Annotated in this window: 19 protein-coding genes; 12 read left to right on the forward strand and 7 right to left on the reverse strand. The window is 66.9% G+C overall.

All coding sequences use genetic code 11. The features are described 5' to 3' along the window. Window positions 1–4: 4 nt before the first annotated feature. From mgrA to RIN18_RS02665, 6 genes are all read left to right on the forward strand, one after another. Complete coding sequence (gene mgrA, locus RIN18_RS02640; protein ID WP_309102393.1) at window positions 5–1,072, forward strand: L-glyceraldehyde 3-phosphate reductase; 1,068 nt, start codon at window positions 5–7, stop codon at window positions 1,070–1,072. A gap of 35 nt (window positions 1,073–1,107) precedes the next feature. Further along, window positions 1,108–2,040, forward strand: a complete 933-nt coding sequence (locus tag RIN18_RS02645; protein ID WP_309102394.1) for a 4-(cytidine 5'-diphospho)-2-C-methyl-D-erythritol kinase — start codon at window positions 1,108–1,110, stop codon at window positions 2,038–2,040. A gap of 102 nt (window positions 2,041–2,142) precedes the next feature. Next, window positions 2,143–3,156: a LacI family DNA-binding transcriptional regulator gene (locus RIN18_RS02650; RefSeq protein WP_309102395.1), complete on the forward strand. Its 1,014-nt coding sequence runs from the start codon at window positions 2,143–2,145 to the stop codon at window positions 3,154–3,156. A 125-nt stretch (window positions 3,157–3,281) separates the two neighbouring features. Further along, a complete protein-coding gene (mmsA, locus tag RIN18_RS02655; protein ID WP_309102537.1) occupies window positions 3,282–4,832 on the forward strand; it encodes a multiple monosaccharide ABC transporter ATP-binding protein in 1,551 nt (516 codons plus the stop codon). After that, a complete protein-coding gene (mmsB, locus tag RIN18_RS02660; protein ID WP_309102396.1) occupies window positions 4,829–6,199 on the forward strand; it encodes a multiple monosaccharide ABC transporter permease in 1,371 nt (456 codons plus the stop codon). The genes mmsA and mmsB overlap by 4 nt, the downstream gene beginning before the upstream one ends. 62 nt (window positions 6,200–6,261) lie before the next feature. Then, a complete protein-coding gene (locus RIN18_RS02665; RefSeq protein ID WP_309102397.1) occupies window positions 6,262–7,383 on the forward strand; it encodes a substrate-binding domain-containing protein in 1,122 nt (373 codons plus the stop codon). A gap of 686 nt (window positions 7,384–8,069) precedes the next feature. Here RIN18_RS02665 and RIN18_RS02670 read toward each other — a convergent pair. The 4 genes from RIN18_RS02670 to RIN18_RS02685 form a co-directional block, all read right to left on the reverse strand. Beyond that, a complete protein-coding gene (locus RIN18_RS02670; protein ID WP_309102398.1) occupies window positions 8,070–10,181 on the reverse strand; it encodes a heavy metal translocating P-type ATPase in 2,112 nt (703 codons plus the stop codon). Window positions 10,182–10,236: 55 nt separating this feature from the next. Beyond that, window positions 10,237–10,560 carry a cation transporter gene (locus RIN18_RS02675; protein ID WP_309102399.1) on the reverse strand — a complete coding sequence of 108 codons (324 nt, stop codon included), beginning with the start codon at window positions 10,558–10,560 and terminating at the stop codon, window positions 10,237–10,239. Between the two features lie 31 nt (window positions 10,561–10,591). Further along, complete coding sequence (locus RIN18_RS02680; RefSeq protein WP_309102400.1) at window positions 10,592–10,873, reverse strand: metal-sensitive transcriptional regulator; 282 nt, start codon at window positions 10,871–10,873, stop codon at window positions 10,592–10,594. A gap of 146 nt (window positions 10,874–11,019) precedes the next feature. Then, window positions 11,020–12,441 (reverse strand): MFS transporter, encoded by a 1,422-nt coding sequence (locus tag RIN18_RS02685; RefSeq protein ID WP_375163485.1) that lies wholly within the window; start codon window positions 12,439–12,441, stop codon window positions 11,020–11,022. A 63-nt stretch (window positions 12,442–12,504) separates the two neighbouring features. Here RIN18_RS02685 and RIN18_RS02690 point away from each other — a divergent pair, with 63 nt between their 5' ends. Then, a complete protein-coding gene (locus RIN18_RS02690; RefSeq protein ID WP_309102401.1) occupies window positions 12,505–13,089 on the forward strand; it encodes a TetR/AcrR family transcriptional regulator in 585 nt (194 codons plus the stop codon). A gap of 137 nt (window positions 13,090–13,226) precedes the next feature. On the opposite strand, the gene RIN18_RS02695 is transcribed toward RIN18_RS02690, so the two are convergent. Further along, window positions 13,227–14,180, reverse strand: coding sequence for a beta-ketoacyl-ACP synthase 3 (locus RIN18_RS02695; RefSeq protein WP_309102402.1), 954 nt, complete (start codon window positions 14,178–14,180; stop codon window positions 13,227–13,229). Between the two features lie 447 nt (window positions 14,181–14,627). Between RIN18_RS02695 and RIN18_RS02700 the strand changes: the two genes are divergently transcribed. Beyond that, on the forward strand, window positions 14,628–16,442 hold the full coding sequence (locus tag RIN18_RS02700; protein ID WP_309102403.1) for an ABC-F family ATP-binding cassette domain-containing protein: 1,815 nt from the start codon (window positions 14,628–14,630) through the stop codon (window positions 16,440–16,442). 9 nt (window positions 16,443–16,451) lie between these two features. On the opposite strand, the gene RIN18_RS02705 is transcribed toward RIN18_RS02700, so the two are convergent. Beyond that, on the reverse strand, window positions 16,452–17,618 hold the full coding sequence (locus RIN18_RS02705) for an aminotransferase class I/II-fold pyridoxal phosphate-dependent enzyme (RefSeq protein ID WP_309102404.1): 1,167 nt from the start codon (window positions 17,616–17,618) through the stop codon (window positions 16,452–16,454). A gap of 145 nt (window positions 17,619–17,763) precedes the next feature. Between RIN18_RS02705 and RIN18_RS02710 the strand changes: the two genes are divergently transcribed. The 4 genes from RIN18_RS02710 (at window position 17,764) to RIN18_RS02725 (ending at window position 22,331) form a co-directional block, all read left to right on the forward strand. Further along, window positions 17,764–19,512, forward strand: a complete 1,749-nt coding sequence (locus RIN18_RS02710; protein WP_309102405.1) for a Na+/H+ antiporter — start codon at window positions 17,764–17,766, stop codon at window positions 19,510–19,512. 103 nt (window positions 19,513–19,615) lie between these two features. Beyond that, window positions 19,616–20,527: a MetQ/NlpA family ABC transporter substrate-binding protein gene (locus RIN18_RS02715; RefSeq protein ID WP_309102406.1), complete on the forward strand. Its 912-nt coding sequence runs from the start codon at window positions 19,616–19,618 to the stop codon at window positions 20,525–20,527. Between the two features lie 98 nt (window positions 20,528–20,625). Continuing rightward, complete coding sequence (locus tag RIN18_RS02720) at window positions 20,626–21,669, forward strand: methionine ABC transporter ATP-binding protein (RefSeq protein ID WP_309102407.1); 1,044 nt, start codon at window positions 20,626–20,628, stop codon at window positions 21,667–21,669. Beyond that, the gene (locus RIN18_RS02725) at window positions 21,669–22,331 is read left to right on the forward strand and encodes a methionine ABC transporter permease (RefSeq protein WP_309102408.1); all 663 of its coding nucleotides are present in this window, start codon (window positions 21,669–21,671) and stop codon (window positions 22,329–22,331) included. Before RIN18_RS02720 ends, RIN18_RS02725 begins: the two co-directional genes overlap by 1 nt. A 12-nt stretch (window positions 22,332–22,343) precedes the next feature. Here the strand turns inward: RIN18_RS02725 and RIN18_RS02730 are convergent, their stop codons facing one another. Then, the gene (locus tag RIN18_RS02730) at window positions 22,344–23,285 is read right to left on the reverse strand and encodes a pseudouridine synthase (protein WP_309102539.1); all 942 of its coding nucleotides are present in this window, start codon (window positions 23,283–23,285) and stop codon (window positions 22,344–22,346) included. Window positions 23,286–23,289 lie beyond the last annotated feature (4 nt).

The raw sequence follows: 23,289 nt of genomic DNA on the forward strand, positions 1-23,289 counted from the left end.
CACGGTGACAGAGTCTTCCCGCTTCCGCACCGACGTCCCCGAACTGCACCGCCCGTATGCCGCCGCCGCGGGCCGGTACAGCGAGTTCGAATACCGGCAGGTCGGCTCGTCCGGCCTCTACCTGCCGCCGATCTCGCTCGGCCTGTGGTGGAACTTCGGAGACAACATCCCGCTCGACAACCAGCGCGCATTGCTGCGCCACGCGTTCGATCGCGGAATCACGCACTTCGATCTGGCCAACAACTACGGTCCGCCGTACGGCTCGGCGGAGAAGAACTTCGGTCGCATCTTCGCCGAGGACCTGCGTCCGTACCGGGATGAGCTCATCATCTCTTCCAAGGCGGGCTGGGACATGTGGCCGGGCCCGTACGGCGACCTCGGCAGCCGCAAGTACATCCTCGCCAGCGCTGAGCAGTCGCTGACCAGGATGGGCCTGGACTACGTCGACATCTTCTACTCGCACCGCGTCGACCCGGTCACCCCCGTCGAGGAGACGGTGACGGCGCTGGACACTCTGGTGCGGCAGGGCAAAGCGCTCTACGTCGGTATCTCCTCGTACAGTGCAGAGCGCACCGAGGCCGCCGTCGCCGTGGCGCGCGAGCTCGGAACGCCTCTCGTGATCCATCAGCCGGCGTACTCGGTGCTCAATCGGTGGATCGAGGAAGGGCTCACCGACACGCTCGAGCAGCACGGGATGGGGGCGATCGCGTTCACCCCGCTCGCGCAGGGGCTGCTCACGGACAAATATCTGGGCGACGGAACGGCCGAGCGGGCGCAGCAGCGCGGCTCTCTGCCGGAGGGCCGGCTCAGCGACGCCGCCCTGAAGACGATCAGAGCCTTGAATGACGTCGCCCGTGAACGTGGTCAGTCCCTCGCCCAGCTGGCGCTGCAGTGGACGCTGCGCAATCCGGTCGTCGCCTCCGCGCTCATCGGTGCCTCACGTCCCTCTCAGCTCGACGAGAACATCGCAGCCGTCACCGGCCCCGCGTTCGATTCGGCCGAACTCGCCCGAATCGACGAGCTTTCGGAGGGCATCGATGTCAACCTGTGGGCGACGTCGTCGGAGTTGTGAGCGTCGTGCCATGAGAGTCGGGAGTTGAACGGGATATGAGCTTCGCCGCAACCGCCGAGGCCGTGCACGTCCGAGCACCGGGCAAGATCAACGTCTACCTCGGGGTCGGCGATCGTCACGAGGACGGCTATCACGCCCTGGCGACGGTGTTTCAGGCGGTGTCGCTCTACGAGGACGTGATCGCGCGCCACGCGGACGAGTTCACGCTGACGGTGTCGGGGGTCGACGACACTGCGGCCGTGCCGCTGGATGATCGCAATCTGGCGATGCGCGCCGCCAAACTCCTCGCTTCCGCGACCGATCACCGCGGCGGCGTGGCCCTCGAGATCCGCAAGAGCGTGCCGGTCGCCGGTGGCATGGGGGGAGGATCGGCGGACGCCGCGGCTGCCCTCGTCGCCTGCGACGCCCTGTGGGGCACCGGGCTGTCATCGGCACGCCTGCACGAACTCGCCGCGCGGCTCGGGGCCGATGTGCCGTTCGCGCTGCACGGTGGGACCGCGGTCGGCACCGGCCGCGGCGACCAACTGAACCCGGCACTGGCGCGGGGACGGTTCGACTGGGTGCTGGTGACGAGCGATCGAGGGCTCTCGACCCCGGCGGTCTACCAGCGCCTCGACGCCCTCCGCGCCGAGGAGGGGGCGCTGGCCGACGATCCGCCGCTGTCGCTCGATGTGCCCATCCCTGTGCTGCAGGCTCTGCGCTCGGGAGACCCGGTGCTGCTCGCAGCGGCACTGCACAACGACCTGCAACCAGCGGCGCTGCACGAGCGTCCTGATGTCGCAGACGCGATAGAAGAGGGCATCCGTGCCGGTGCGCTCGGTGGCATCGTCTCGGGGTCCGGTCCGACGGTGGCGCTGCTGTGCGACGGACCGGAGAGCGCACAGGATGTGCAATCCACCCTGCGGCTCTCAGGCAGCGATCCGCTGCATGTACACGGCGCCGTGCCCGGCGCGCGCATCATCCCCTGAATTCCGTGTGAGCCGCGGGCCGGGGGGCCCGGGATGCGCTGGCGTGCGCCGACCGACATAATGAAGTATCCGATGTGACCGTGCACATGCAAGGAGGCTGCGATGTCGACGGCCTCAGAGCGCGCCCGCATGCCGAGCATCCGTGATGTCGCCCGGCTCGCCGGTGTGTCGCACCAGACCGTCTCGCGTGTCCTGAACGACCATCCCAGCATCCGCCCCGAGACCAAAGCGAAGGTTCTCGACGCGATATCGGTGCTCGACTATCGCCCGAACCTCGCCGCGCGGGCGCTGGTCACGAGCAGGACCAACACCCTCGGCATCCTCTCCGCGACCATCGGCGAGTTCGGTCCGACGTCGTCGATCGCGAGCATCGAGGATGCGGCGCGCGAGGAGGGCTACTCGGTGTCGACCCTCAACCTCGCGGCGACCACTCCGGAGGCCATCGGCAACGCGGTACGGCAACTGGCACGTGAACAGGTCGACGGGATCGTCGTGCTCGCACCCCAGGTGCGGGTCTTCCATGTCCTTCGCGGCATGGCGGTGGAGATGCCCTTCGTGACCCTGCAGACGGCGTCGGGGTCAGACGGTGTGAGCCTGTCTGCCGACCAGGTAGCCGGCGCCCGTGCGGCCACAGAGCATCTCATCGGTCTCGGTCACAGCGACATCCTGCATCTCGCGGGACCCCAGGATTGGATCGAGGCGGAATCCCGGATGCGGGGATACCTGGACGCGCTCCGAGAAGCCGACCTGCCGACCTTCCCGCCGATTCGCGGTGACTGGACCGCCGACTTCGGGTATTTCGCGGGTCAGGAGCTGTCGCGTCGCAGGGATTTCACGGCCATCTTCGCCGCGAACGACCTGATGGCGATCGGGTTGATGCACGGCTTCCGTGACGCGGAGGTGCGCGTGCCTCAGGACGTCAGCGTGGTCGGGTTCGATGACATTCCCGTCGCGGCACATGTCACGCCGACGCTGACCACCGTTCACCAGGACTTCCCCGAACTCGGCAGGCGTGCGGTGCGGATCCTGCTCGCGCAGATCCGCGGCGAACAGACGCCGGCGTCCGGACAGTTGCAGCCCACCCTGCGCATGCGCGAATCAGCCACATCACGGTAGCGAAACGAAATTCGCGCCAGGACTTGACAGCATCTCGTCAGAAGTAGACGATGTAATCCAATGTGAACGGTCACATCGAAGGTGACCGCCCGTCGCAAGGAAGTTACGTGAGCACCACAGCAACGATGCCTGCCGTATCAGGCCCGATCCTGGAGATGCGTGGCATCACCAAGGAATTCCCGGGTGTGAAGGCGCTCGCCGACGTCTCGATCACCGTCAAGGCCGGCGAGATCCACGCCATCTGCGGCGAGAACGGCGCCGGCAAGTCGACCCTCATGAAGGTGCTCTCGGGGGTGTACCCGTACGGCAGCTACGAGGGCGACATCCTGCTCTACGGCGAGGTGCAGCGCTTCAAGGACATCGTCGCCAGCGAGCAGGCGGGCATCGCCATCATCCACCAGGAACTCGCGCTGATCCCCGAGCTCTCGGTCACCGAGAACATCTTCCTGGGCAACGAGATCCGCCGCTTCGGCCGGATCGACTGGCAGGGTCAGAGGCAGCGGGCCACGGAGCTGCTGGCACGTGTCGGACTCAACGAAGACCCGGACGTCGCGATCAAGCACCTCGGCGTCGGCAAGCAGCAGCTCATCGAGATCGCGAAGGCGCTCAACAAGGACGTCCGGCTGCTGATCCTCGACGAGCCGACCGCCGCCCTCAACGAGAACGACTCCCAGCACCTGCTCGACCTGATCCTGGGTCTCAAGGCCAAGGGCATCGCGTCGATCATCATCAGCCACAAGCTCAACGAGATCGAGCAGATCGCCGATGAGATCACCATCATCCGCGACGGCCGCACGGTCGAGACGCTCGACATCTCCCGCGGCGAGATCAACGAGGACCGCATCATCCGCGGCATGGTCGGGCGATCGCTCGAGAGCCGCTACCCGGACCGCACGCCGAACCTGGGCGAGGTGTTCTTCGAGGTCAAGGACTGGTGGGTGCAGCATCCGACCGTCACCGACCGGATGGTCGTGAAGGGATCGAGCATCAACGTGCGCCGCGGCGAGGTCGTCGGCATCGCCGGCCTCATGGGGGCTGGGCGCACCGAGCTCGCGATGAGCATCTTCGGCCGCTCCTACGGCACGTTCCTTTCGGGCACGATCGTCAAGGACGGCAAGGAGATCGTGATGCCCGACGTGGCCTCGGCGATCAAGCACGGGCTCGCTTACGTCAGCGAAGACCGCAAGAGCCTGGGGCTCAACCTGCTGGACACGATCAAGCGTTCCGTCGTCTCGGCGAAGCTGTCCAAGATCGCGCACAACGGCGTCGTCGACGACCGCGAAGAGTTCGCCGTCGCGGATCGATACCGCAAGGCGCTTCGCATCAAGACCCCGACGGTCGAAGAGGGGGTGTCGAAGCTGTCCGGCGGCAACCAGCAGAAGGTGGTGCTCGCCAAGTGGATGTTCACCGACCCCGACCTGCTGATCCTCGATGAGCCGACGCGCGGGATCGACGTGGGCGCCAAGTACGAGATCTACACGATCATCAACGAGCTCGCAGCATCCGGCAAGGGCGTCATCGTCATCTCGAGCGAACTGCCCGAGCTGTTGGGGATCTCCGACCGCATCTACACCGTCTTCGAGGGACGCGTCACCGACTGCATCCCCTCCGATCAGGCCACACCGGAGGCGCTCATGCGCAGCATGACCTCCACGAACCAGAAGGCACACGCATGAGCACCGAAACCTCCGTGTCAGACAAGCGCGGCTTCCACTTCAAGGACATTCGCAAGATGTTCGGCGGCAGCGGCACGTCGACGCTTCGCCAGTTCGGCATCCTCGGAAGCCTCCTGGTCATCATCCTGTTCTTCCAGGTGGCGACGTATCTGCGCAACCCCGACGGCGCGACGCTGACCCCCGGCAACCTGATCAACGTCATCAACCAGTACTCGTTCATCCTGATCCTCGCGATCGGCATGGTGATGGTGATCATCATGGGTCACATCGACCTGTCGGTCGGTTCGGTGGCCGCGTTCACCGGCATCATCGTCGCGAAGTCCATGACCGAGTGGAACCTGCCCTGGCCGCTCGCGATCCTCCTCGGCCTCGGAGTCGGGGCGTTGGTCGGGGCGTGGCAGGGATTCTGGGTCGCTTACGTCGGTGTTCCGGCGTTCATCGTCACCCTCGCGGGCATGCTGTTCTTCCGTGGCGCGCAGCAGTTCATCGGCGACGCGCAGACGATCCCGGTTCCCAAGGGCTTCCAGATCATCGGCACGGGCTACCTTCCCGAGCTCGCCCTGCCGCTGGCGTTCAACGTGCCGACGATGATCCTCGCGCTGCTGGGAGTCGCCTGGCTGGTCTTCTGGGAGCTGCGTACCCGTCGCATCCAGCGCAAGATGGGCTCGGACAGCGCGCCCGTCTGGGTGAGCACGCTCAAGGTCGTGCTGCTGTCGGTCGTGGTTCTCGCGGCCGGCTGGATGTTCGCGACCGGTCGCCCCGGGACGAGTTTCCCGGTGCCGGGTCTCATCCTGCTGGCGCTGGTCATCATCTACTCCTTCATCACGCGGAACACCGTCTTCGGCCGTCACATCTACGCGGTCGGCGGCAACCGCCAGGCTTCGCGCCTGTCCGGCGTCAAGGACCGCTGGGTCGACTTCTTCGTGATGATGAACATGTCGGTGATGGCAGCCCTCGCGGGCATGATCTTCGTCGCCCGTTCGCAGGCGTCTGGACCCAACGACGGCACCGGCTGGGAGCTCGACGCCATCGCGTCGGTCTTCATCGGCGGCGCGGCGGTCGCCGGCGGCATCGGAACCGTGATCGGCTCGATCATCGGTGGCCTCGTGATGGCCTTCCTCAACAACGGTCTCGCTCTGCTCGGGCAGGGTGCGGATGTCGTCTCGATGATCAAGGGCCTCGTGCTGCTGGTCGCCGTCGGCATCGACGTCTGGAACAAGCAGCAGGGCCGCCCGTCGCTCATTGGCTTCCTCACGCGGCGCAGCGGTCGTCGTCAGGAGCCGGGCACCGACACGTTCGATCCCACTCAGACCTATCCCACCAAGCAGAACTACGAAGCCCCCGCCGTCGAGAAGACGCGCGGATAGTAGGCGAACGCCTCGCGCAGCGCACGCGCAGACATCCGCCACACACCACAGAAAGAGATCACATGAAGAAGATCATCGTCACCGCGACAGCGATCGTCGCGACGGCAGCCTTCGCCCTCACCGGATGCTCGGCAGAGCGCGGTGGCGGCACCGACACGGGCTCCGGTGAAGAGACCACCGAAGGGTTCGAGGCCGGCTCCAGCATCGGCGTCGCGCTTCCCGACAAGACCAGTGAGAACTGGGTTCTCGCCGGCAAGCTGTTCGAGGACGGACTTGCCGAGGCGGGCTTCGAGGCCGACGTGCAGTACGCGCCGGCCAGCAACACCGTCGCCGAGCAGCAGAACCAGATCCAGGCGATGGTGACCAACGGAGCGAAGGTCATCATCATCGGTGCGAAGGACGGCAAGCAGCTGGCCACGCAGGTGCAGGCGGCGAAGGATGCCGGCGCCTACGTGATCGCCTACGACCGTCTCATCGAGAACACCGAGGCCGTCGACTACTACGTCGCCTTCGACAACTTCAAGGTCGGCCAGCTGCAGGGGCAGGCACTGCTCGACGGGCTTGCCGAGCGCGCAGGCCACGAGGCGCCGTACAACATCGAGCTCTTCTCGGGCTCGCCGGATGACGCGAACTCGGCTGTGTTCTTCGACGGTGCGATGGAGGTCCTCCAGCCGGCCATCGACGACGGCACGCTGAAGGTGGTTTCGGGTCAGACCGAGATCGCTCAGACCGCGACCGAGGGCTGGCTCGCCGAGAACGCGCAGAACCGTATGGACACGCTCCTGACGGGTTCGTACAGCGGCGACGCCGTGCTCGACGGTGTGCTGTCGCCGAACGACACGCTCGCTCGCGCCATCATCACCTCGGTGCAGCAGGCCGGGAAGCCGGTTCCGGTCGTCACCGGACAGGACTCCGAGGTCGAGTCGGTCAAGTCGATCATGGAGGGCGTGCAGTACTCCACGATCAACAAGGACACCGCGCTGCTCGTGGAGCAGGCCATCAAGATGGTCGGCCAGCTGCAGAAGGGCGAAGAGGTCGACGTCAACGACACCGAGTCCTACGATAACGGCGTCAAGGTCGTCGACTCGTACCTGCTCGAGCCGCTGATCGTCACCAAGGAGAACGCGGCCGAGGCATACGCCAACGTGCCGAGCCTCCTCGAGATCGTGAACTCGTACCAGTAACCACGTCCGCTGGGGACGTGCGAGCCGTCCGGCCCTTCGGGGTCGGGCGGCTCGTTCCGTTTCATCGTTCCTGCGTGTCCGGTAGCGGCTCTCGAGGCGTCGGGCCCTTCGAGGTCGTGCGGCTGATTCCGTTTCCTGGCGCCCTCGGGGCGCGGTGCATCCCAGGCGGGCGATTTGTCCCGGCGCAAAGGTCACGGTGTTCCGCGGCCGCGGCCGCGGACGATCGCTGGAGATCCGGCCGGTCGGGCTGGTCCACTCCAGAATCCCGCCGGGTGATTGGGACGGGAGCCAGGGGGAGTGGTGTTCGAGCGTGCGATGTCGTCCGCAGGAGTCAGCTGATGGTGTGGGCAACGGATCAATGGAGGGGTGGGCTGCAGCTAGCGCAGCATCACGTACGACTGATGCAGAGAACCGTGGGAGAAAGGAGCTGATGGAAGCGCGTGGTCTCGGGCGGGCAGCGTGTGATCGCGCTCGCGCGTATCGCGATCAGTGCGCTGTGCCGCCGGCCGACCCGATCCGCCCGAGAAGAATCGTGGCGACCATGAGAGCGAGGATGCACGCCATCCACATCATCGGGTCCTCGCCCCCCGCACGTCGCGCGTCCCGCATCCACTGTCGGTGAGTCCGGCAGGACGGCCCACCTCCCGTTCCTCCCAGCCTATGTCCGTCGACCTGGCTGCTTCTCGCTACTTGCTCGCCACCGCGTTCGGGCGCAGATCCAACCGGCGAAGCAGCTGCGCGTTGAGCGCGACGACGATGGTCGACAGGGACATCAGCAGCGCGCCCACGGACATCGGCAGCACGAACCCGATCGGGGCGAGCACGCCGGCCGCGAGGGGGACGGAGAGCAGGTTGTACCCGGCGGCCCACCAGAGGTTCTGCTTCATCTTCCGGTAGCTGGCCCGCGACAGCTCGATCACCGATAGGACCGACCGAGGGTCGTCGCTGGCGAGGATGACGCCTGCGGAGGCGATCGCGACATCCGTTCCCGCACCGATGGCGATGCCGACGTCGGCCTGCGCGAGCGCGGGGGCGTCGTTGACGCCGTCTCCGACCATGGCGACCTTGCGGCCTTCGCCTTGCAGCTCTTTCACCTTCGAAGCCTTGTCTTCGGGTCGCACCCCGGCGAAGTACCGCTCGATGCCGAGCTCGCCCGCGACAGAGGCTGCCACTGCGTCGGCATCACCGGTGATCATGACCACCTGCACTCCGCGCTCATGGAGGGCCTCGACTGCGTGACGCGACTCCGAGCGAATCTCGTCCGCCAAGCGCAGCGCGCCCGCGACCTGACCGTCGACGAGCACATGGAGGATGATCGCACCCTCATGACGCCACTCATCGGCGATCGGTAGCTCGGCGGCGTGCTCCTGCTCGAGCATGTACGGGCCACCCACCTGCACCACGCGTCCATCGACATGTGCACGGACCCCGACCGCCGGGGAGGATTCGAAGTCGGTTGAGGAGGGGACCGTGAGATTCTTCTGCTTCGCCGCGTTCACGATCGCGCGAGCGAGCGGGTGCTCGGAGTCGGCTTCCGCGGCCGCGGCCCAGGCCAGCAGCTGGTCGGAATCGGTCCCGGAGACGGGGTCGATCGCGGTCACGGCGGGGGTGCCCTTGGTGAGCGTGCCGGTCTTGTCGAACAGGACGGTATCGACGATGCGCATGCTTTCCAGCGCGAGACGGTCCTTGATCAGGACACCCCCACGGGCGGCCCGTTCGGTCGCGATCGACACGACGAGCGGGATCGCCAGGCCCAGAGCGTGCGGGCAAGCGATCACCAGCACGGTGATCGTGCGGATCACCGCGGCGTCGGGCATTCCGACCATCGTCCAGACGATGGCGGTGATCGCGGCCGCGCCGAGCGCGAACCAGAACAGCCATCCCGCCGCCTTGTCGGCTAGCCGCTGGGCCCGCGAAGACGAGTTCTGCGCGTCGGTCACCAGCTTCTGGATTCCCGCGAGAGCAGTGTCCTCACCGATAGCGGTGATCTCGACCCGCACACCGGAATCGGTAGCGACGGTGCCGGCGGTGACCCGATCGCCGTCGCGGCGGCGCACGGGCCGGGACTCGCCGGTGATCATCGACTCGTCCATGCTGGCCGAGCCCTGCACGATCCGCCCGTCAGCAGGGACCCGCCCGCCGGGGCGCACCACCACCACGTCACCCACCAGCAGATCAGACGGGGTCACCGTGACGGTCGTATCGCTCTCGATCTTTTCCGCCTCGTCGGGCAGCAGCGCAGCCAGGGAGTCCAGTGCCGAGGACGTCTGTGCGAGGGAGCGCATCTCGATCCAGTGACCGAGCAGCATGATCACGATCAGCAGCGCCAGCTCCCACCAGAAGTCCAGCTCGTGATGGAGGACCCCGAGGCTCGCACCCCATGACGCGAGGAACGCCACCGTGATCGCCAGGGTGATCAGCAGCATCATCCCGGGCTTGCGGCCACGAAGCTCACTCACCGCGCCCGTGAGAAAGGGAGCACCACCCCACACATACATGGCCGTCCCGAGAACCGGGGATACCCACCCGACCCACGCGGCCTCTGGCAACGAGTACCCGAGCAGCATCGAGAACATCATCGAGAACCCGACAACCGGGACCGCAAGGACCAGCATGATCCAGAACAACCGCCGGAACTGGCCCACGTGATCGCCGTGGCCCTCGTGACCGCCGTGACCGGTGTGTTCTTGAGGAGCGCCGTGGTCGTTGTTCATCGCCGCGTGGTCATGCTGCGCCGCCGGTGCCCCGCCGTGATTCTCGTGTGCGGTGTGATGGGTGTGGTCGTCGTGCTGGCTCATCGGAAACCCTTGCTCGGAAGCGCCCGGGGCGAGCCGGGTGTGGACGGATGGTGGGTCAGGCCTGGCTGGTCGCGAGGCTGTAGCCTGCCTCTTCGACCGCAGCCTTCACGGCCGCGGGATCGACAGGTGCTGCGCTGCGAATCGTCACTCGGGACGAGCCGCCGGTGTTCAGGTCGACAGTGACGGATGCGACACCGTCAAGGGCGCTCAGTTCTTCACTGACGCTCGACACGCAGTGTGAGCACGTCATTCCCGTGACCAGGACGTCTTCCGACACCGGGGCCGCGACGGGAGTGGATGCCTCGATGTTCGATGGGGCGGCGCAGCATGCGCAACCAGCGTTTGCGTCCTTCAGCCCGAGATCGATGCGGTCAGTCATGGTGGGTTCCTCCAGATAGTTGAACGGGCGGTTATGAACGGACCAGGCGAGCGATGGCGTGGTTCGCTTCGCGGACCTTCTCCGCCGCAACCTCGCCGCCCTCAGCGCTTGCCTGAGCGACGCAATGGCTCAGATGGTCGCTGAGCAGCGACAGCGCCACGGTCTCGAGTGCCTTCGTGGCCGCGGCGACCTGCGTCAGGATGTCGATGCAGTACTTGTCCTCATCGACCATCCGAGAGATACCTCGCACCTGACCCTCAACCCGACTCAATCGCTTGCGCACATCCGCCTTGTCGTCGGTGTAACCGTTCATAGTCACCAGGATACCCCCTGGGGGTATCCATTTCAATGGGCATGACACTATCCCCAGACAGCGGCTTCAACTGCGGGTTCACCCGCCTCCCCGGTGGAGCGGAAGGTGCCGAGCGACCGCAGCGCGCTCGGCGCCCTCTCGCTGAGTCAGGCGGCTGCGTTCTTCGGCGCACGGGGGGTGATCATCGCCGCCACCCCCGCAGCGACCACGGCGGCGATGCTAGCCACGATGAGCGCTGCGGTGAAGCCATCGGTGGTGCCTCCGGCCAGGCTTACCGCGGCGACGCTGGACATCACGGCAGCGCCTACCGACGCACCGAACTCGTGGAACGTGCTGACGATGCCGGACGCGATGCCCGCTTCGTGCGGGGCGACGTTCCCGAGGGCTGATGCGGACGCGGCGACGAACAGAACGCCTGTGCCTGCTGCGGCCACGGCAATACCGATTGTTGCCACTACTGGCGTCAGCCATAGGCCGGCGACGGCGAGCCCGACGGCCGCGACGATGAGACCGGTGGCAGCGAGGGTTGGGAGACCGATGCGCGCAGCGAGGTTCCCCGCGAGTGTTGCCCCGATCATCGTGGCCGCCGCAACGGGCAGGAACAGCAGCCCGGTGATCAGGGGGCCGTATCCCATGTGCTGTTGGAAGTAGAACGATCCGAGGAAGAAGACCGTGATCATCAGGGCGGTCGCCGTGAAGATCAGGAAGATCCCGGCGGCGACGGGGCGGCGCGTCATCAGACCAAGATCCATCAACGGCGTCCGGGCGGTGCGCTGTCGAACGACGAACGCGATGTACAGCGCGATCGCGATCACGAGCGCGATAGCGTTCGCCCGCTGCCACAGACCGGCCTCACCCGCGTTGATGATGACCCAGATGAGAGTGCCGGTCGCGGCGGTGACCAGGAGGCCGCCGAAGAGATCGATGCTCCGAGAACCCGCGGTGCGCACGCCGCGAGGGAGCAAGACCACCAGCGTGACGAACAGTGCGATACCGATCGGGACGTTCAAGAAGAACGCCCACCGCCACCCGGCGATCGCAGTCACGATTCCGCCGAGGAGAACACCGATCGCGGCGCCGCCACCGCCGAGCGCGGACCAGATCCCGAGCGCTTTAGCGCGTTCCTTCCCGTCGAAGAGGGCGACCACCCACGACAGCGCGCTCGGGGAGAGCAATGCGGCACCGAGGCCCTGACCAACTCGACCCGCGATGGCGAGAGCACCATCGGGGGCCAACCCGATCGTCAGCGACGACACGGTGAAGATCGCCAGCCCGGCGAGCACGATCGTTCGGGCGCCGACGGTGTCAGCGAGGCGGCCCCCGAGCAGCATCAGTCCACCGAACGTCAGCGTGTACGCACTGATGATCCAGGTCAATGGTCCTCGAGTCAGGCCTAGCTCGTCTCCCATGAGCGGCAGAGCGATAGCGACGATCGTGATGTCAAGGATCAGCATCAGCTGCGCCACCGCCAAGAGCCACAGGAGAACCCATCTGCGCGGTTGTGACGTCGTCGACGAAGGATCGGTGTCGGGCATGCTCACAGTGCTCTCCAAACAGTAGTCGTACATGGTTGTACGGGTTAGCAGACCACTAGACTAACTCGAACAATTCCGTACGGGTTAGGAGAAGCGTTGAACGACACCCCGGCGCTCCGGGCTGATGCTCGGCGTAACATCGACCGCATCCTGGATGCGGCGATCACCTGTCTGAGTCGAGACCCCGATGCGACGATGCAACAGATCGCCGCCGAAGCCGGAGTCGGGCGGGTGACCGCCTATGCGCATTTCGAATCTCGCGGGGCGCTGGTCGAAGCCGCGCTTGAGCGAGCTATCGAGCGAGGCGACGCGGCCCTATCGCATCTCGACTTCGACGGGGACCCGCACGTCGCGCTTCAACGCCTGGTCGACGCCAGCTGGGAACTCTCCGCGCTCAGCGCCAATGTGTGGGTCGCCGCTCACGGAACCCTCAGCGCTGCGCAGATCCGTGCCCTCCATGACCGTCCAGCTCAGCGCGCCCGGAAACTCCTCGAGAGGGGGCAACGCGATGGCGCGTTCCGGCGCGACCTTCCGGCTCATTGGTTGGTGAACAGCCTTCACGCACTCATGAAGCTTGGTCTCGATGAGGTCGTAGCGGAGCGCCTCGCGTATGCAGATGCCGCGGACTTCATCGCTCGCTCCGCGATCGACCTCTGGTCGGCGGGCGCCGGTCGAGAGTAGCCGAGAACGATCGTTCAAGGCAAGGGCGTGTCTCAGGCGCTCGAAGCGTTGCCGATGTCGCCTGGCTGATCCGGCTCTGGCGTCGGGTTCCGGCGGCTATGAAGGCTGGGTGTGCGTCACCGAAGTCCGCCTGATCGCTACTCGGGGAGTTGTGCGACCTGACCGGCGTAGGCGAATCCGCCGCCGAACCCGAAGAGCAGCACTTGCGAGCCGCGAACGAGATCGCCGCGGTGCCATGCCTTTGAAAGTGCAAGCGGGACCGACGCTGCCGACGTGTTGCCCGATTCCTCCACATCGCGGAGCACAGTCTGCTCCGGGGTCACGCCGAGGGCTTTGGCGAGCGGTTCGATGATGCGCAGATTCGCCTGATGGAAGGCGAACACGTCGATATCGGAGATCGTGACGCCAGCGGCCTCGAGTACGCGGTGAGCGACGGGAGCCGCCTCGGTGAGCGCCCAGCGCAGCACATGGCGCCCGTCTTGACTGAATCGTTGCGGGTTGCCTTCAATGCGGACGCTGTCCGTAAGGCCGGGAACCGTGCCCCAGACCACTGGGGAGATCTGGGGTTCGTCGGACACGCCCACGGCGACGGCGCCCGCCCCATCCGCGGTAAGTACGCACGTGGTGCGGTCGGTCCAGTCGGTGAAAGTCGAGAGCGCCTCGGAAGCGACTACCAGTGCGGTATTCGCATTGCCGACCCTGACTGCTTGTTCCGCGATGCCGAGCGCGTACTCGAACCCCGAGCACGCGGTGTTCACATCGATCGCTGCCGCGCCGTCAAGCCCGAGTTCCGCGACGATGCGGCCGGCGGTGTTGGGGCTCCGATGGGTAGACGTGGTGGATGCGAGGACCACGAGGTCCACGGCGGTGACCTGCGCGTCGTGCATCGCCATGCGAGCCGCGGCGACTGCCATCGAGAGGACGTTGTCGTCAGGGCCGACCACGCGCCGTTCCCGAATGCCTGTCCGGGCGCGAATCCACTCGTCGCTCGTTTCGACCATTGTTGAGATCTCGTCATTCGTCAGCACGCGCTCAGGCTGAAAATGGCCGAGCCCAAGGAGCCGAGCCCCCCGCGTCGTTGTCTTCCGCATAGTCTCCACGCTACTTGAGTACGAATTCCGTAGGAGGTACGGAACGCCCACGCCTGCTGCCTCACGTCGAAGGTCCGAGCCCTCGATGAGGGGTTCCACGTCGACTGGTCCTTCGCCGCCGAGGGTGAAAGTGTGCCGCGCGTAAACTCAGCCACGTGGTCTCGCCGCCGTTCGAGGGCCCATCTGACGACGTCCAAGGCCCCTAGCACCGCGAGCTCCAAGAGCACGGGTTTCGCAATCTCCGGATCGATCTCGGCGGCGCAGAACACCTCAGCCCAAGCAGCTGCAGGTTGAGACAGAAGTCCTCGCGACGCGTCAGTGCGCGTCAGTCCGCCGCACGAACGCGAAAGCCTGACACCCGCTGGGGAGCGTCGAGTCCCTCCCATCGGAAGTCGCCATAGCGCTCGCGGGTGCCACTCATGCGCCCCCGACTACCCTGAGAGAGACATGGCACATCTTCTCGGGGCCGAAGGCCTCCATCTCGAATATCCCACCAGGGTCGTCTTCGACTCGGTCACCGTCGGCATCGAGGAGGGGGATCGGATCGGGATCGTCGGCCGCAACGGCGACGGCAAGTCCAGCCTCCTCGGCATGCTCGCGGGACGCAGGGAGCCGAACGCCGGCCGCGTCACGGTACGCAGCGGCACGACCATCGGAGTGCTCGATCAGGGCGACACCCTGGATGACGACCTCACGATCGCCGAGGCGGTCGTCGGCGACACCGCGGAGCACGAGTGGGCAGGGGACCCCAAGATCCGGGATGTGATCGACGGGCTGCTCCGAGACCTCGCCTGGGACGCACCGGTGCGCTCCCTCAGCGGCGGTCAGCGCCGGAGGGTCTCGCTCGCGAAGCTCCTCACCGGCGACTGGGACGTGATCGCGCTCGACGAGCCCACCAACCATCTCGACGTCGAGGCGATCACCTGGCTCGCCGGGCACCTGAAGAAGCGCTGGTCCGCGAACTCGGGCGCACTCCTCGTCGTCACCCACGATCGGTGGTTCCTCGACGAGGTCAGCACCGAGACGTGGGAGGTGCACGACCGGATCGTCGAGCCCTTCGAGGGAGGGTACGCCGCGTACATCCTGCAGCGCGTCGAGCGCGATCGGATGTCGGCGGCGACCGAGGCCAAGCGGCAGAACCTCGCACGCAAAGAGCTCGCCTGGCTCCGCCGGGGGGCTCCGGCGCGCACCGCCAAGCCGAAGTTCCGCATCGACGCCGCCAACGATCTCATCGCCGACGTCCCCGAGATCCGCGACAAGGTGTCGCTGCAATCACTCGCCGTCTCCCGCCTCGGCAAGGACGTCGTCGACCTGCTCGACGTGGGCGTCACATACCCCGCCACCGACACGGGTCCTGCGCGAGAGGTCCTCCACGACGTCGAATGGCGCATCGCGCCGGGGGAGCGCACCGGCATCCTCGGGGTGAACGGGGCCGGCAAGTCCACGCTTCTGGGCCTGGTCTCCGGAACGATCGAGCCGACCGCCGGCCGGGTCAAGCGTGGCAAGACCGTCAAGGTGCAGACGCTCACCCAACGCCTCGACGAGCTCACCGAGGCCTGGAACGACCCGGTGCGGGTCGTCATCTCGCGGTTGCGCACCTCGTACACGATGGGGACGGGCTCGAAGGCGCAGGATCTCACGCCCGGCCAGCTGCTCGAGCGGCTCGGCTTCTCGTCGGCTCAGCTCTCGACGCCCGTGAAAGACCTCTCCGGCGGCCAGCAGCGCCGCCTGCAGCTGCTGCTCGTGCTCCTCGATCAGCCCAATGTGCTGATCCTCGACGAACCGACGAACGACCTCGATACCGACATGCTCGCGGCCATCGAGGACCTTCTCGATTCGTGGTCGGGCACGCTGCTCGTCGTATCCCACGACCGCTACTTCCTGGAGAGGGTCACCGACCAGCAGTACGCGATCCTCGACGGGCGCCTCCGCCACCTCCCGGGCGGAGTGGACGAGTACCTGCGACTGCGGCAGTTGCAGGATGCCGCGCACACGAAGCCGAAGGCCGGGGCGTCCGCCGCGTCAGCACGACGCGGACTCGACGGTGCGGCGCTGCGCACCGCGCAAAAGGAGATCGCCTCCCTCGAAAGGCGGATCGAAAAGCTGACACAGCAGGTGGATGCCGCCAAGCACGGTCTCGCCGACCACGACCAGTCCGACTACGAAGGCCTCGGCGAGAAGATGAAGACGATCAGCGAGCAGCAGGCGGAGATCGAGGAGCTGGAGCTGCGCTGGTTCGAACTCACCGAGGAACTCGGCTGAGCGCTCGGCTCAGGCCTGGGCGCGCACAGCCTCGCCCATGCGGATGATCGCCTCCCGCAGCACGGGGCGAGGCATCGCGAAGATGAACCGGGCGTGGCCGGCGCCGGCCGCACCGCATGCCGTGCCGTCGGTGAGGCCGACGCCGGCATGCTCGCGGAAGAACTGCGCCGGCCGATCGATCCCCGTGGCAGAGAAGTCCAGCCAGCCCACGTAGGTCCCCTCGGGCACCGTCACCGTGACGTCGGGCAGATGCTCGCCGACGAGCCGCACGAGCTCGTCTCGGTTCTGCTGCAGATAGTCGACGACCTCGTCGAGCCACGGCTGGCCGTCCCGATAGGCGACCGTGTTGGCGATCACGCCGAGATTCGCCGTTCCGTGCCCGATCCACATGCCGTGCTCGGCGAGACGGGCCTTGTCGGCGTCGTTGCTCACGATGAGCTGTGCGCATTTCAGACCGGGCAGGTTGAACGCCTTCGATGCGGAGGTGGCCGTGATGGTGTGGCCCGCCGTCTCATCCGACAGGGTCGCGTACGAGATCAGCTCGCGGCCGGGGAAGACGAGCGGAGCCCAGATCTCGTCGCTGAAGACGCGGCCGTGGTTCCGCTCGATCACCGCGCTCAGCGCCGTCAGCTCCTCCCGGTCGAACACACGACCGAGCGGGTTGTACGGATTGCACAGGACGAAGCACTCGCCGCCGTCGTCGAAGGCGCGCTGGATGCCGTCGAGATCGAAGCGCCACACTCCCTCGGAGAGGATCATCGGAACCTCGATCACCTCACGACCGAGAATCCCCGGCACCGTCAGGAACGGCATGTACGACGGCGTCGGCACGATCACCTTCGATCCGGGAGCGGAGAAGTGCTCGATCGCGACCTCGAGCGCCTTGATGACATCGGGAACCGGGAAGACCTGATCTGCTTCGATGCTCCAGCCGTGACGGCTGCGAAGCCGGCCAGCCGTGGCCGATCGGAGTTCGTCCCACAGCCGGGGCGGCGCATAGCCGAAGGCACCCTCGTCGACGGCGGCATGCAGCGCAGCCGTGATCGGTGGCGCGACACCGAAGTCCATCTCAGCCACGAAGGCACCGATGGGAGCCTGCGGATCGGACCACTTCAGGCCACCCCGTGCGTGCAACTGCTCGACGGTGACGGCATCCATTCTCTGCTCCAGGTTCACCGATCCAGGCTATCCGCCGCAGAAGGGGGCAGGACGCGGCCACCCGGCGCGGGAATAGCCCGCCCGCGCGGAGCGCTATGCTCTGGGCGGGGTCGGCCGCTCTCTCAGGTGCGAGACGCGGGCCGGCAGCCGTCGGGAGGCAGATGTGGAAGGACTAGAGGTCACCGTCCTGCTCGGGCTCACGATCCTCGCAGGCACCATGCTGGCGCCGATGGTGCGACTCGCGCTGCCGCTGGTGCTGGTGATCTTCGGTCTGCTGCTCGGATTCGTGCCCGCCCTGCGCGAGATCCAGCTGCCCCCGGAGACGGTGCTGCTGCTGTTCCTCCCGGTGATGCTGTTCTGGGAGAGCCTGACCACATCGCTGCGGTCGATCCGCCGCGACTTCCAGTACATCCTTCCGATGAGCACGGTGCTGGTCGTCGCGTCCGCGTTCGCCGTCGCAGGCGTCGCAGTGCTCTTCGGCATGCCGTGGGAGGCGGCGCTCATCCTCGGGGCAGCCGTCGCTCCGCCCGATGCGACCGCCGTCGCGGCGCTCGGGCGTCTGCTGCCGCGCCGGATGTTCATGAAACTGAAGGCGGAGAGCCTCACCAACGACGGCACTGCGCTCGTCCTCTACGCGATCGCGGTCTCGATCGCCGTCGGCGGCAACGTCACCCCTCTCACCGTGACGTGGACGGTCCTGGTGTCGTACGTCGGCGGTGTGGCCGCCGGAGCGCTGATCGCCCTGCTCGGATACCTTCTGCTGCGTCGGATGTCCGCCACGATCGTCATCAACGTCACCCTGCTGCTGATCCCGTTCTCCGCCTTCCTCCTCGCCGAGATCGTGCACGCCTCCGGGGTGCTGGCGGTCGTCGTGGCGGGGCTCGCGATCGCCTACGTGTCGCCTCGCGTCACGACCGCGTCGTCACGGCGGCAGGCGGATGCGGCGTGGCCGTTCGGCGTCTTCCTGCTCAACGGTGCGCTTTTCGTTCTCATCGGGCTCGAAGTGCAGTACGTGGTGCACGAGGTGCCGGCTGCGACCATCGGGAGACTGGTGCTCGTGACGCTCGCCGTGTGGGCAGTGCTGTTCGCGGTGCGGTACGTGTTCCAGCTTCTCAACGCGGTCTTCCAACGGCGTCAGCAGGCGCCCCTTCCGCGCGGCGTCCGCGGCCGCGCCCGTCTGGTCTCGACGGTCGCCGGCATGCGCGGGGCGATCTCCCTGGCCATCGCTCTCTCCGTGCCGGCGACCATCTCGGAGAACTCGGGCGGCGCCGGGCGTGACGAGATCGTGTTCGTGACGGCGGGCGTCATCCTGCTGAGCCTGCTGGTGCAGGGCCCGCTCCTGCCCGCCGTGCTGCGCTGGGCGCGGATCCCCGTCGATCACGCCGCCGACGAGGAGTACGAGCTCGCCGAACGCGCGATCTCCGGCGCGGCGCTCGCGGCCCTCGACGATCTGGCCGCCGAGCACGGCGTCGCACAGGAGGTGCGGGACCGGGTCAGGAGTGAGGGGTATCTGATGCTCGAGCTCGCGAACGCGCGCTCCCTCGCACGCGAGCAGGCACTGGTCGACGCCGAGTTGCAGGAACTCGATGCGCTGCTCGATGAACCCGATCCCCTCGGGGACGGAACCGGGACGGCGACGGAAGGCGCGGCAGCGGCCCGGACAGCGGATGCCGTCGACGGCACGACCCTGCAGATGATCGCGACGTCCGCCGATGTCGACATGGTGCAGCGGTCACCGCTCGTGCGGTTCGAGGAGCACACCCGGCTCAAGCTCGCGCTGCTCGAGCGCAAGCGAGAGGTGCTGCTGAGTCTTCGCCGTGCCGGGACGGTCGATGATCTCGTGGTGCGGCGGATCTCCGCGCGCCTCGACCTCGAGCAGGTGCGCCTGCAGGGCGTCGAGGAGTTCGATTGACGTCCGCGTCCGCGAGGATGACGTTCTGTGACAGCGCGATTCTGCGCGCGTGACGAAGGCTGCCTAACGTATCGGAGTCCCCCAAGAGAGGAACCCGAAGTCCATGTCACGTCGCACAACGTCCATCATCGCCGCGCTCACCGCGGTTCCGCTCCTCGCCGCCCTCGCCGGCTGCGCCACCGCGTCCTCCGACCCCGGCACAGGCGGTGGCTCTCCGGCCGAGAACGAGACGGTCAAGATCGGAGTCGTCGGCAAGGGCGACGCGCAGTGGGCGCCGTTCGTCGAGGCGGCAGCCGATGAGGGGATCACCGTCGAGCTCGTCGACTTCGGTTCCTACGAGCAGCCCAACCCCGCGCTCGCCGAGGGCGAGCTCGACCTCAACCAGTTCCAGCACATCGTGTACCTCGCGCAGTACAACGACGCGTCCGGTGAAGACCTCACGCCCGTCGGCTCGACCGCGATCTATCCGCTCGGGCTGTACTCCAAGAAGTACGACGACGTCGACGACATCCCCGAGGGTGAGACCGTGCTCGTGCCGGACGACGCCTCGAACCAGGCGCGCGCGCTTCTCGTGCTGCAGTCCGCCGGCCTCGTGGAGCTCAAGAGCGGCGGCACCATCTTCTCCGATCTCGCCGATGTCGACACCGACAAGTCGAAGGTGAAGGTCACGGCGCTCGAAGCCGCCCTCATCGCCACTTCGGTGCAGGACGTCGCCGCCGGCATCATCAACAACGACTTCGTCGAGGATGCCGGGCTCACGTTCAAGGACGCGCTGGCGCAGGACGACCCCGAAGACCCGAACGCGCTGCCGTACGTGAACATCTTCGCGGCGCGCGCCGACGACGCCGACAACGAGACCTACCTGAAGCTGGTCGAGATCTTCCAGACGAACGAGGACGTGCAGGCGGGCCTGCTCGAATCCTCCGGCGACACCGCGGTGCCGCTGCAGACGCCGGTGGAGGACCTGGTCGCCTCGCTGAAGAAGGTCGAAGAGGACGTCGCGAAGAACGGGTAGTTTCGGGCGGAGCCCTTCCGCCTGATGCGAGAGAATCGGGTGGCGCCATGAGCGTCACCCGATTCGCCGTTTCCCCGAGAACCAGACCGGAGCATCCCATGCCGATCGTCACCCTGACGAACGTCTCCAAGGCGTACCCGTCGCGCAACCCGGGCTCCGGGCCGATCGTGGCCGTCGACGACGTCACCCTCTCGATCGAGAAGGGCGATGTCTTCGGCATCATCGGCTACTCCGGAGCCGGCAAGTCGACCCTCGTCCGGCTGATCAACGCCCTGGAGCCCGCCACCGGCGGCACCATCACCGTCGACGGCGTCGACATCACCGCCCTTCGGGAGCGGGAGCTGCGCGGTGTGCGCGGCGGCATCGGCATGATCTTCCAGCAGTTCAACCTCTTCGCCTCCAAGAGCGTCAGGGCGAACATCGCGTATCCGCTGAAGCTCGCCGGCTGGTCCAAGGCCGACATCGACCGGCGCGTGACCGAACTGCTCTCCTTCGTCGGGCTCGCCGACAAGGCGAGGGCGTACCCCGAGCAGCTCTCCGGCGGCCAGAAGCAGCGGGTCGGCATCGCGCGCGCTCTGGCGACGGGACCGGCGATCCTGCTCGCCGACGAGGCGACCAGCGCGCTGGACCCGCAGACCACCCACGAGGTGCTCGACCTTCTCAAGCGGGTCAACGAGGAGCAGGGGGTCACCATCGTCGTCATCACCCACGAGATGGACGTCATCCAGACCATCGCCACCAAGGTGGCGGTCATGGAAGCGGGTCGCGTGATCGAGCAGGGTGATGTGTTCGACGTGTTCTCGGCGCCGCAGAACCCGGCCTCCCAGCGGTTCGTCGGGACCGTCGTCAAGGGCGTTCCGTCGCCGTCGGAGCTCTCGGTGCTGCGGGAGCGGCATCAGGGCCGGCTCGTGACCTTCTCGTTCCGTGACGGCGACTCGTCCCAGGCGCAGGTGTTCCTCGATCTCGCCGGTGCCGGCCTCGACTTCGAACTCGTCTACGGCGGGATCAACGACATCCGCGGCCGAGCGTTCGGCCATCTCACCCTGGCGATCCGAGGCGAGGGCGCCGCCATCGACGGCGCGCTCGCCGCCATCTCGCAACGCGTCGAAGTCACCGAGATCTCGCAAGAGGAGGCCCGCTGATGGATCGCCTGATCGAACTGTGGCCGGACTTCTGGGTCGCGGCACTCGAGACGCTCTACATGACATCGGTCGCGCTGGTCCTCGGCGGCCTGCTGGGCCTCGTCTGGGGCGTCGTGCTCTACGTCACCCGCAGCGGCGGCATCCTGCCGAATGTCCCGGTCAGTGTCGTCATGAACACGATCATCAACATCTTCCGGCCCATCCCGTTCGTCATCTTCATCGCGGCGGTCTCGCAACCGCTCGCGCGCGTCATCATCGGCACCGGGATCGGGACGAACGCGGGTGCGTTCGCGATCGGACTCGCCGCGTCGTTCGCGATCGGCCGCATCGTCGAGCAGCACCTGGTCTCCGTGCCCCCCGGCGTCATCGAGGCGGCGCGGGCGATGGGAGCGGGTCCCTGGCGCATCCTGTTCACCGTGGCCATCCCCGAGGCTCTCGGTCCGCTCATCCTCGGGTACACCTTCATCATCGTCGCGCTCATCGACATGACGGCGATGGCGGGACTCATCGGCGGCGGCGGTCTCGGTGCCTTCGCGCAGGTGTACGGCTTCCGCCAGTTCGAACCCGTCGTGATGTGGGCGGCGATCGTGCTCATCGTGGTGTTCGTGCACCTCGTCCAGATGCTCGGCAACCGGCTGGCACGGAAGGTGATGCGGCGCTGATCGCGCCGCATCTCATGACCGGGTCGGCGCGTCCTGCAGCGTCAGACCCGTCGTGAAGACACGCTCTTCGCCGCTCAGCGGATCGACGAAGCGGAGCTCTCTGGCCAGCAGCTGAAGCGGTCGGCCGAAGTCATCCGGGGTCTCCGGGAGCAGTTCGGGGTAGAAGCTGTCGTTCAGGATGCCGAGGCCGATGGCGGCGAGATGCACGCGCAGCTGGTGCATCTTGCCGGTGTGCGGGTGAAGCAGCGTGTGCACGACACGCTCGTCGATGGCCAGCAGCTCGATCAGTGTCTCGGCGTTCGGTTCGCGATCCGTGTCCACCTGCACGCACACCTCGCCCCGAAGCTTCACGATGTGATTCCGGTACACGACCGGGAACGACTGCCCGGCGAGGGCAGCACCGGCGTCGTCCCACCCCGCCGGCCGGGCCGACACGGCCTCGTACACCTTCTCGACCTGCCTGTTCTCGAACAGCAGCTGATACGCGCCGCGGGTCTGCGGTCGCGCCGAGAACATCAGAAGTCCCGCGGTCGCCCGATCCAGTCGATGGATGGGGGCCAGGTCGGGATTGTCCAGGCGGCGGCGGAGCCGCACGAGCGCCGAGTTCTGAAGGTACCTGCCGCCCGGAGTCGTGGGTACGAAATGCGGCTTGTCGATGACGACCAGATCGTCATCCTGATACAGGATCTCCTCCGAGAACGGGATGGGGATCTCGGGCGGCGGCTTCCGGTAGTACCAGATGAACTCCGCTGCTCCGAGCGCCGTCTCACGAGTCAACGGCGCGCCCTCCCGGCCCACGATCTCCCCGCGGTCGAAGCGCTCCAGGAGCGTGTCGCGATCCAGGTGGAAGAACCGTTCGGCCATGTAGTCCGCGATGGTCGGCCACGGGCCGTGCAGGGGCACGTGCAGACGTGTCGCGCCGACGCCGTCGCGCACCGGAAGCGGAGAGCGCATCGCC

This window comes from Microbacterium sp. (assembly GCF_031179285.1).
In the GTDB taxonomy this organism is placed as follows: domain Bacteria; phylum Actinomycetota; class Actinomycetes; order Actinomycetales; family Microbacteriaceae; genus Microbacterium.

Excerpts from the sequence above, each read along its gene's own strand:
- RIN18_RS02725 (WP_309102408.1), top strand. The coding sequence starts at position 21,669 with ATGGATCGCCTGATCGAACTGTGGCCGGACTTCTGGGTCGCGGCACTC.
- RIN18_RS02715 (WP_309102406.1), top strand. The coding sequence starts at position 19,616 with ATGTCACGTCGCACAACGTCCATCATCGCCGCGCTCACCGCGGTTCCG.
- mmsB (WP_309102396.1), top strand. The coding sequence starts at position 4,829 with ATGAGCACCGAAACCTCCGTGTCAGACAAGCGCGGCTTCCACTTCAAG.
- RIN18_RS02700 (WP_309102403.1), top strand. The coding sequence starts at position 14,628 with ATGGCACATCTTCTCGGGGCCGAAGGCCTCCATCTCGAATATCCCACC.
- RIN18_RS02670 (WP_309102398.1), bottom strand. The coding sequence starts at position 10,181 with ATGAGCCAGCACGACGACCACACCCATCACACCGCACACGAGAATCAC.
- RIN18_RS02650 (WP_309102395.1), top strand. The coding sequence starts at position 2,143 with ATGTCGACGGCCTCAGAGCGCGCCCGCATGCCGAGCATCCGTGATGTC.
- RIN18_RS02730 (WP_309102539.1), bottom strand. The coding sequence starts at position 23,285 with ATGCGCTCTCCGCTTCCGGTGCGCGACGGCGTCGGCGCGACACGTCTG.
- RIN18_RS02685 (WP_375163485.1), bottom strand. The coding sequence starts at position 12,441 with ATGTACGACTACTGTTTGGAGAGCACTGTGAGCATGCCCGACACCGAT.
- mmsA (WP_309102537.1), top strand. The coding sequence starts at position 3,282 with ATGCCTGCCGTATCAGGCCCGATCCTGGAGATGCGTGGCATCACCAAG.
- RIN18_RS02645 (WP_309102394.1), top strand. The coding sequence starts at position 1,108 with ATGAGCTTCGCCGCAACCGCCGAGGCCGTGCACGTCCGAGCACCGGGC.
- RIN18_RS02675 (WP_309102399.1), bottom strand. The coding sequence starts at position 10,560 with ATGACTGACCGCATCGATCTCGGGCTGAAGGACGCAAACGCTGGTTGC.
- RIN18_RS02695 (WP_309102402.1), bottom strand. The coding sequence starts at position 14,180 with ATGCGGAAGACAACGACGCGGGGGGCTCGGCTCCTTGGGCTCGGCCAT.
- RIN18_RS02720 (WP_309102407.1), top strand. The coding sequence starts at position 20,626 with ATGCCGATCGTCACCCTGACGAACGTCTCCAAGGCGTACCCGTCGCGC.
- RIN18_RS02680 (WP_309102400.1), bottom strand. The coding sequence starts at position 10,873 with ATGAACGGTTACACCGACGACAAGGCGGATGTGCGCAAGCGATTGAGT.
- RIN18_RS02665 (WP_309102397.1), top strand. The coding sequence starts at position 6,262 with ATGAAGAAGATCATCGTCACCGCGACAGCGATCGTCGCGACGGCAGCC.